8 protein-coding genes and 2 pseudogenes are annotated in these 6,802 nt (G+C 56.7%); 8 read left to right on the top strand and 2 right to left on the bottom strand.

The features are described from left to right. Window positions 1-75: 75 nt before the first annotated feature. The gene (locus BLJAPNOD_RS35810) at window positions 76-246 is read right to left on the bottom strand and encodes a hypothetical protein (protein ID WP_206750052.1); all 171 of its coding nucleotides are present in this window, start codon (window positions 244-246) and stop codon (window positions 76-78) included. 317 nt (window positions 247-563) lie between these two features. On the opposite strand from BLJAPNOD_RS35810, the gene BLJAPNOD_RS26715 reads away from it, so the two are divergent. From BLJAPNOD_RS26715 to BLJAPNOD_RS26740, 6 genes and pseudogenes are all read left to right on the top strand, one after another. Beyond that, on the top strand, window positions 564-791 hold the full coding sequence (locus tag BLJAPNOD_RS26715) for a DUF4160 domain-containing protein (protein ID WP_115422103.1): 228 nt from the start codon (window positions 564-566) through the stop codon (window positions 789-791). Next, window positions 784-1,194 (top strand): DUF2442 domain-containing protein, encoded by a 411-nt coding sequence (locus BLJAPNOD_RS26720; RefSeq protein WP_115422104.1) that lies wholly within the window; start codon window positions 784-786, stop codon window positions 1,192-1,194. The genes BLJAPNOD_RS26715 and BLJAPNOD_RS26720 overlap by 8 nt, the downstream gene beginning before the upstream one ends. 66 nt (window positions 1,195-1,260) lie before the next feature. Continuing rightward, window positions 1,261-1,458, top strand: a pseudogene (locus tag BLJAPNOD_RS36185) (hypothetical protein); the annotation flags it as partial. Between the two features lie 88 nt (window positions 1,459-1,546). After that, window positions 1,547-1,945 (top strand): RidA family protein, encoded by a 399-nt coding sequence (locus tag BLJAPNOD_RS26730; RefSeq protein WP_115422129.1) that lies wholly within the window; start codon window positions 1,547-1,549, stop codon window positions 1,943-1,945. Window positions 1,946-2,193: 248 nt separating this feature from the next. Continuing rightward, window positions 2,194-2,436, top strand: a complete 243-nt coding sequence (locus BLJAPNOD_RS26735; protein ID WP_147294593.1) for a hypothetical protein — start codon at window positions 2,194-2,196, stop codon at window positions 2,434-2,436. Window positions 2,437-2,624: 188 nt separating this feature from the next. Then, window positions 2,625-2,945: a hypothetical protein gene (locus BLJAPNOD_RS26740; protein WP_115422106.1), complete on the top strand. Its 321-nt coding sequence runs from the start codon at window positions 2,625-2,627 to the stop codon at window positions 2,943-2,945. A gap of 180 nt (window positions 2,946-3,125) precedes the next feature. Here BLJAPNOD_RS26740 and BLJAPNOD_RS26745 read toward each other — a convergent pair. After that, a pseudogene (locus BLJAPNOD_RS26745) lies at window positions 3,126-3,587 on the bottom strand (DDE-type integrase/transposase/recombinase); the annotation flags it as partial. A 296-nt stretch (window positions 3,588-3,883) separates the two neighbouring features. Between BLJAPNOD_RS26745 and BLJAPNOD_RS26750 the strand changes: the two are divergent. Then, window positions 3,884-5,182 (top strand): tetratricopeptide repeat protein, encoded by a 1,299-nt coding sequence (locus BLJAPNOD_RS26750; RefSeq protein WP_115422107.1) that lies wholly within the window; start codon window positions 3,884-3,886, stop codon window positions 5,180-5,182. A gap of 520 nt (window positions 5,183-5,702) precedes the next feature. Further along, window positions 5,703-6,371 carry a hypothetical protein gene (locus BLJAPNOD_RS26755; protein WP_115422108.1) on the top strand — a complete coding sequence of 223 codons (669 nt, stop codon included), beginning with the start codon at window positions 5,703-5,705 and terminating at the stop codon, window positions 6,369-6,371. The last annotated feature ends 431 nt before the right edge of the window (window positions 6,372-6,802 follow it).

The raw sequence follows: 6,802 nt of genomic DNA on the forward strand, positions 1-6,802 counted from the left end.
CTCTCGATGAACTCTCGCGGAAGGTGCGAAGGATGTTGCGGGCTGCGTCGTGATCGAACAATGCGTTGCCAAGGCCTATGCTGCGCTCGACAGCGCACGGGAGGCTTCCGGTGGATGATCCTGGTTGCGGTCGGGCGAGCGTTGGCGTCTCGCGGTTTCTTCTGGCGCCTTTAGCTCAGCCGACAGAGCCGCCGTCATCTCCAGCACAGCCCGCATTGTTTCGGGTACGGCGATCGCAAAGGTCATGCTTGCGGTTCGTGTATTGATCGAAAGGATGCCAGCTTTCAAGAGATCCAGTGATGGCAACTCTTTCCGCAAACCGAGAGTATCTCGTCATCAGGTATGGTCCAGTGCCGACTGCCAAGCTCTCGCAGATAAACCGAGTGATGACGACTCTCGATGAACTCTCGCGGAAGGTGCGAAGGATGTTGCGGGCTGCGTCGTGATCAGCGAGCGCGTTGCGGGTCGCCGGCGATGACGCGTGCTTCGTTTGTCCAGGTTGCCTGATCCGCAGCCAGGGCTAAAGATCTTGAATAACCCAAGTTGTTAGGTTATTTTGCTCCATGGTCACCGTTCTGCGCGCCGCAGGCATGCGATTTGTCATTTACACTGATGACCACGAACCCGCGCACGCCCATGTCTACGGAGACGGTGAAGCCCGCATCAACATTTTCGATCTCACCGTATTATCGAACCGGGGGATGAAAAAGCGAGATTTGAGCGTGGCGCTCACAATTGTCCAGGCAAACCAGCGCTTGTTCATCGAAAAATGGGAGAGCATTCATGGGTGAAGTCATCTTTGAAGATCGTCACTACCGAGAAGCTACCTTGAAGGGGGACGCAGAGCGTGTACGCGCTCCGATCCCATCGTCGGTCCGTTTCGATGAACCTTCCGGCCGCATTGCCGTGGATTTCACAAATGGCGCAGCTTTCATGGTGCCTGCCCGATCGATACAAGGCCTGGAGAATGCAACGCCTGCCCAGCTGGCGGAAGTCGAGCTTTTGGGCGAAACTGGCTTGCATTGGGAAACCTTGGACGTGGATTTCACCATCCTCGGATTGATGAAGGGCATATTCGGAACTGCGAAGTTCATGGATGCCCAGCGCCGCGGCGGGCAATCTCGGTCTGCCGCGAAGATCGAGGCAAGCCGGGCCAACGGCGCGAAGGGCGGACGTCCCCGCAAGATCAGCTAGGCTGGCCAATCGCCCCAGCGCGCGGTTTCAGTCGATAGATTACGCGATCTTCTGTAGCCGCCTGAGCATCGACCGCCTCTCCTGGCGGTTTGGGGGCGCCATGATCCGGCGTTCATCTCCGCCGGCGCCGAAGCCAACCGGCGCGATCTTCCCGATGCGGAGGTCCATCTGCTCGAAGCGGGCCATTTCGCGCTGGAGACCCATGCCGTAGGGGTGGCGGAGCGGATACGCACCTTACCTCTGACACGCCCGCCCTCAGGCTGAACGCGCCAAGGGCGGCTGCAATACCGTCTGAAAGCCCTAACCGCCGTCCGATATCCGGGCGCGCTGAATGCCAAGAAAGGCTCATGAAATGACGAAACCCACTCCCGTTTTTCCTGAAAACCGTCACGCGCTTTACGAGGCCCACGGCTATTCAGCCGCCATTGCCTCCGGAGATCTCCTGTTCGTTTCCGGTCAGGTGGGGAGCCGCGAAGACGGGTCACCCGAGCCGGATTTTGCCGAACAGGTCCGACTGGCCTTCGCCAATCTCAAGGCTACCCTAGCGGCGGGCGGTTGCACCGTCGACGACATCGTTGACGTGACGAGTTTCCATACCGATCCCGAGAACCAGTTCGCGACGATCATGGCGGTGAAGAACGAAGTTTTCCCACAGCCGCCCTACCCGAACTGGACGGCGATCGGCGTCAACTGGCTCGCCGGTTTCGATTTTGAGATCAAGGTGATCGCTCGAATTCCAGCCAGGGGTTGAGACCCATATGCTGCATAGGCTGCTGGCCGGCGAAGGCTGCATCTGGCGCGGGTGTCCGCCAGCCTCCGCAGCCGCTGCGGTCATGCGTGCCAGCCGCATGATATGCGGCTGGCACGACCTCCCGGGTACAAATGTTTGATATTCAAACCTGAGCACGCAAACGTCGACCTACAGGGGTTGTAAGTTCAATTAGGATTGCCTTGCAGATTGCAAACGTTCTTCCTACTCTGCTGGTAGGAGGACAGTGTGTGGCCGAAGTCGCCTCGCCGAAACGCCCGATGAATCATACTGATCGACTACTCGATTGCGAGGAAGCGATGGGGGCGGCGTTCCAGGTAATCATTGAGCGTGCTGCTGCCGCTGGCTGGAGCCAACAAGAGGCCACATTCGGATTGATCGGCCTGATACAGGCGCACATTGTTACCATGCGGGAGAATGAAAAGACTAAGGAATCAATCGCCAGAGCGCGGAGGAGACAGCTACTGCATTGACTTGGAAGCACAGACTGGCGGCTTTGGCATGCGGATAACCAGAGCTCGCAATACAGATCAGGTATGCCCGGTGATCCCAAGTCCCAGCATAAATGGGAGCCCATATGATCGGCAAGGCCATGCATGATCTTGGCGGCTAGGATGGCGACTTTCTCCTGAGCCACAACAAAGAGGAAAAGAGGCCTCGAATGACGGCTTTCAATCCAAACGATCCAGTTCACGCGGCAGCCAAAGGTTATCGGGACGCGGCAAAAGCACTCTTCGACACTCGCAACGAATCTAGCCTCGACAAGAACGGAATCCTCGCTAGGCGACATGCGGCGTTGAGCATGTCAAACGCTCTCCACGAGCGGACCAACCTCAGCGATGAGATCCATCGTTTCGCATCCCGGTTTCTTCGGTTCGAAAAAACGCCCAAAACCCTCAATGAGTGGCAGCGCCGCGAGAACGAGCTGATCCGCGCAGTAGAGGATGCCATGCGCAAGGCGGGAATGGTGATCCAAGGATAATGAGCTACTGGAGAGGGCGTCATTTCCCAGGTGCAGCCTAAGACGCACGGAAATCACTACCGATACGGAATAACAACCAGTTGCAGGGCAAGGCAAGGCTGCGACCTATTCCCGTAGATACATTATGGGAGTTGTCACGTTATCGAGCGATGAGCGGTCTCTGCCGCAAGTTGTCTACCATCAAGCAGCCGTGCCCGTGACAGCTTTCCAGTGCGCGATTGCGCGGATGCGGTGAATGTGAGTGGCCAGGGCGGATCGTTTGTGATGCGGGGTGACGAAGAGATTTCGAAGCGCAGAGAAAATCGAGATGAACCGCTGCAAGCTGCCGGCTGATCGGAAACCTTGCATCGTCTTTTCCCGCTTTCGCAGCGGCAGATCAGAGTTTTCCGCTCGATTGTTGACACCCTCGTGGGACCAGTGCTCGACAGCCGGCATAACGTCACGCTTGGCCGCGCCATACGAACGGAGCTTGTCGGTGATAATCCGCTTAGGCGGCATGCCTGCTTTCTTCAGTAGCCTGATCAGCAATCGCTTGGCGGCTTTCGTATCGCGTCGGCTCTGAACAATCTCGTCGACAACGTAGCCATCTTGATCAACGGCACGCCAAAGCCAGTACTTTCTGCCGGCGATGGAAATCACCACGCTGACGGCAGGACTCTTCATCCCCACCATCTCTACGCCCCACTCGCTGACAGCAGGTTTATGTGACAACACCCTGGGATTGTGTCCTAAGCTCTGCATTATCGATAGCGGTCATAACACCATTTACACGGGCAACCTAGCCCAAAGTGCCTACTTTCGCTTCCGTGGAAAAGCTGCACTATGTGAAGCTTGGGACGAAAACATCTGACCTCTTAGATCACCATCTTTTGCGAATAGCGCCAGTTCAGTTCGACAAGCGAAACTCGCCTCGCTCCTTCTTGTGGAGGATTCGACAAATGATTTTCTTAGACTTGCCAAAGATTGCCATGTGGAGCTTCCTAGCGGGACTTGCCGTCGGGGATGCTCATGCCGCTGATCCGGTTGATGAGTGCCGACGATTGGCTGGATCTATCGACGAGCCCAACAACAAAGAACGGGTTGGGGTCGACCTTCCATTTATTGATACGTCCGCGGCTACGACAGCTTGCGACGAGGCAGCCCGTTTAGACCCGCAAGACCATGCAAGCGAATTTCGGCGAGCCCGCGCCTACATGGCGCCGGGCCCCAAGCAGGATATCCGGTTTGCGCTGTATACGTTCTCCAACGCTGGTGGGCTGGCCAGGCGAAACGAAGGGGCGATCGGCAAGGATGTATCCGACTGGTACCGCCAGGCAGCCCGGAAAGCTGTAACGCCAGCGTCATATGAGAAGGCAGCAAAGGCCGGTGAAGTCGAGGCGCAGCTCGTCCTTGCATTCCTTCATCAGGAGCCACGTTTCGGCGCTCTTGATCAGGCCAAAAGCGAGAAGTGGATGAAGGCGGCCGCCGAGCAAGGGAATTCAAAGGCGCAATGGTGGATGGGCCAGAAGGCTGAGGCGCGTGGAGAATTCGAAAAGGCGCGGGAATGGTATCAGCTGGCAGCGGACCAGAACGATCCGTCCGGCTATTTCAGCATTGCAATGCACCACAAGCTCGGAAAAGGTGTGCCGGAAAACAGGGCCGAGGCCGACCGCTTGTTTGAGATTGCTGCGGAACTTGGAAGCAAGACTGCGGCCGAGCATTTGGAGACAGCCACACATTCGCGTCGTGAACGTAGCCTGATGGCTGATGGAAAGACAATAGTCGTACCTGCCGACTACACAGAGCCGGACGAGCGAGAGATCGGGCTGGCCTTCATGCGCGCCTACGCCCAATATGGAAAGCAGACGGGGTTCCGCAGTTTCACCTACGGCCTGTTCGCCGACACAGCATGGGAGATTGAGATCAACGGGATGCACAAGGAAGGCTGCGTCAAAGGCGGGCAAGGCTATACATGCGCTTTCGTGGCAGATTTGACCTATCGTCGCTCGAGCGAGATGATCTCCGCGCTCGGCAACACCCTACAGGGTCAGATTATGAGTTCAGCCGCCGACAGGATGACGCGGAACGGGTCCAAACGGCAGGAAGAGGTTTTCATTCTTGGATCGGAAGGGTGGTACTCGCCGACGCTTCAGATGCAGGCGCAGAAAGGAATGGTTGCAGCGATGGGAACTGTTGCTGAGGCCGTGGGCGGCACGGCATGCGGTCTAGATGAGGTTAGCGGTGGTGAAGGCTGCTGAGGCCTCTGTATGACCCAATGCGGTCACCGAGACCGGTAATTTATCTGGGGCGCGCACGAATTTTTAGTGCCGGCTGGTCCATCTCGGTTGCCTCAATGAAGGAGGCGACGATGGCAGTGGAATGGACGATCGCGATCGAGGGCAAGAATGAGTTCGGTGATATTTGACTCTTCTCGCAGCGTCCGGATGTACTTCGACAGATCAACAAATTGCCACTGCTCTCCTTTTGGGTGTCGCAGGTGTCGCTACTCAAAACCAGAGCAACAACTATTCTTCGCCTCACACTTCGAAACCAAAAAAAATCTACGCGCCAGTTCCGGAGTCTTACTCCTCGCCCGTCTACGGAACACCGTCACCGGGCGGAAACTATGGCGGCGGCACCGTCTGCGGAGTGGGGCCGGGCTCAGGCTGTAGATAGCTTCCAGTACATTTTCCGATACCTGTTCAGGTGTGGATGAGGCCGCATGACCGTTCATGGAGGTCACCATAACCCAAGGAAAACTAATAGATTGAGGGGTCTATGCGTCATCATCTCCTAGCAACGACGATCTTCTTGTTGTCGACCTTCGTAAGCGGCCATGTTCTGGCTGATTGTGATTTCCAAAAACCGATCGGAAGGTGCACTGCGCGGATAACGCTCGACAGTACCTCGGGGTCAAAGCCAAGCTACTCGGCTGAAATCACAGTACGAAGTTCGGCCAAATCATGCTCCAAGGTAGAGTACTTTCTTGACCAGACGCCGCACTTAACGATCCTCAAAAATACGAACTCAGATCGAGAAAGCCTCTTCGGCACGAAACCGGTATCGAGGAAGAATATCGCGATCCAGAAATGCACCGCCTACGCCAACGGCACCCTTGCTGGAAAAAAAGCCGGGGGAGATGTCGCAGCCACCGCTGAATTCTTCCGCGGTCATTGGAAAGGATATGCCGGCATACTGTTGTTTCGCGGCCCGGTTGAGGTGACAATCGATAGCGTGGACGGCAACCGCGCGGTGGGATCGACCTATTTTCCGGGCGATGGAACGACCGAGCAGGTCGATGGTACAATCCAAGGCAACTCACTACGATACACTTACACTGACTTGGAACGGATGAATATCACACTCACCAAGAAGGGACAGAATTCCGTGTCTTACACAGGCGTTGGAGAGGGCGGCACCGTCACTGGCACTCTGACGCGACAGTAGCACCTATGAACAACTTCTCACCCGCCCCCTCAAAGGGGCGTCAGCCGCTGGTCGCATACCCTTATGCGCGAGGCAGAGAAAGGCTGACGATCGTGAGATTACGGTTCCGTTCCTGACGATACATCATGCGACCCTAGACGCACAGAGCGTGAACATCCGCGCAACAAGCCGTGCAACCACGGTCGTGGAGAACTGTCCTCTTCAATCGCTGCGGACTTCGGAGCCGGATGCGAGCGCGCCCTCCCACGGATTTCCGGCCGTTTGATAAACGGGCTTCGTCGACGCCGATTTGTAGCTCCAGCCTGATGTGGCGGGGGTCGAGGATATGCAGCGGACCGAGGCCTTTTGCGACAGTCGAGGTTGGATTCGGGCTAAGTGCGGATTCCGACGTGAAGCCGGCCGCCATTCCAATCAAAGACCGGCCACCATTC

This window comes from Ensifer sp. M14 (assembly GCF_003355565.1).
Classification (GTDB): Bacteria; Pseudomonadota; Alphaproteobacteria; order Rhizobiales; family Rhizobiaceae; genus Ensifer.

Coding starts and splice junctions, on each gene's coding strand:
- BLJAPNOD_RS35810 (WP_206750052.1), bottom strand. CDS start 246: ATGACCTTTGCGATCGCCGTACCCGAAACAATGCGGGCTGTGCTGGAG.
- BLJAPNOD_RS26715 (WP_115422103.1), top strand. CDS start 564: ATGGTCACCGTTCTGCGCGCCGCAGGCATGCGATTTGTCATTTACACT.
- BLJAPNOD_RS26720 (WP_115422104.1), top strand. CDS start 784: ATGGGTGAAGTCATCTTTGAAGATCGTCACTACCGAGAAGCTACCTTG.
- BLJAPNOD_RS26730 (WP_115422129.1), top strand. CDS start 1,547: ATGACGAAACCCACTCCCGTTTTTCCTGAAAACCGTCACGCGCTTTAC.
- BLJAPNOD_RS26740 (WP_115422106.1), top strand. CDS start 2,625: ATGACGGCTTTCAATCCAAACGATCCAGTTCACGCGGCAGCCAAAGGT.
- BLJAPNOD_RS26750 (WP_115422107.1), top strand. CDS start 3,884: ATGATTTTCTTAGACTTGCCAAAGATTGCCATGTGGAGCTTCCTAGCG.
- BLJAPNOD_RS26755 (WP_115422108.1), top strand. CDS start 5,703: ATGCGTCATCATCTCCTAGCAACGACGATCTTCTTGTTGTCGACCTTC.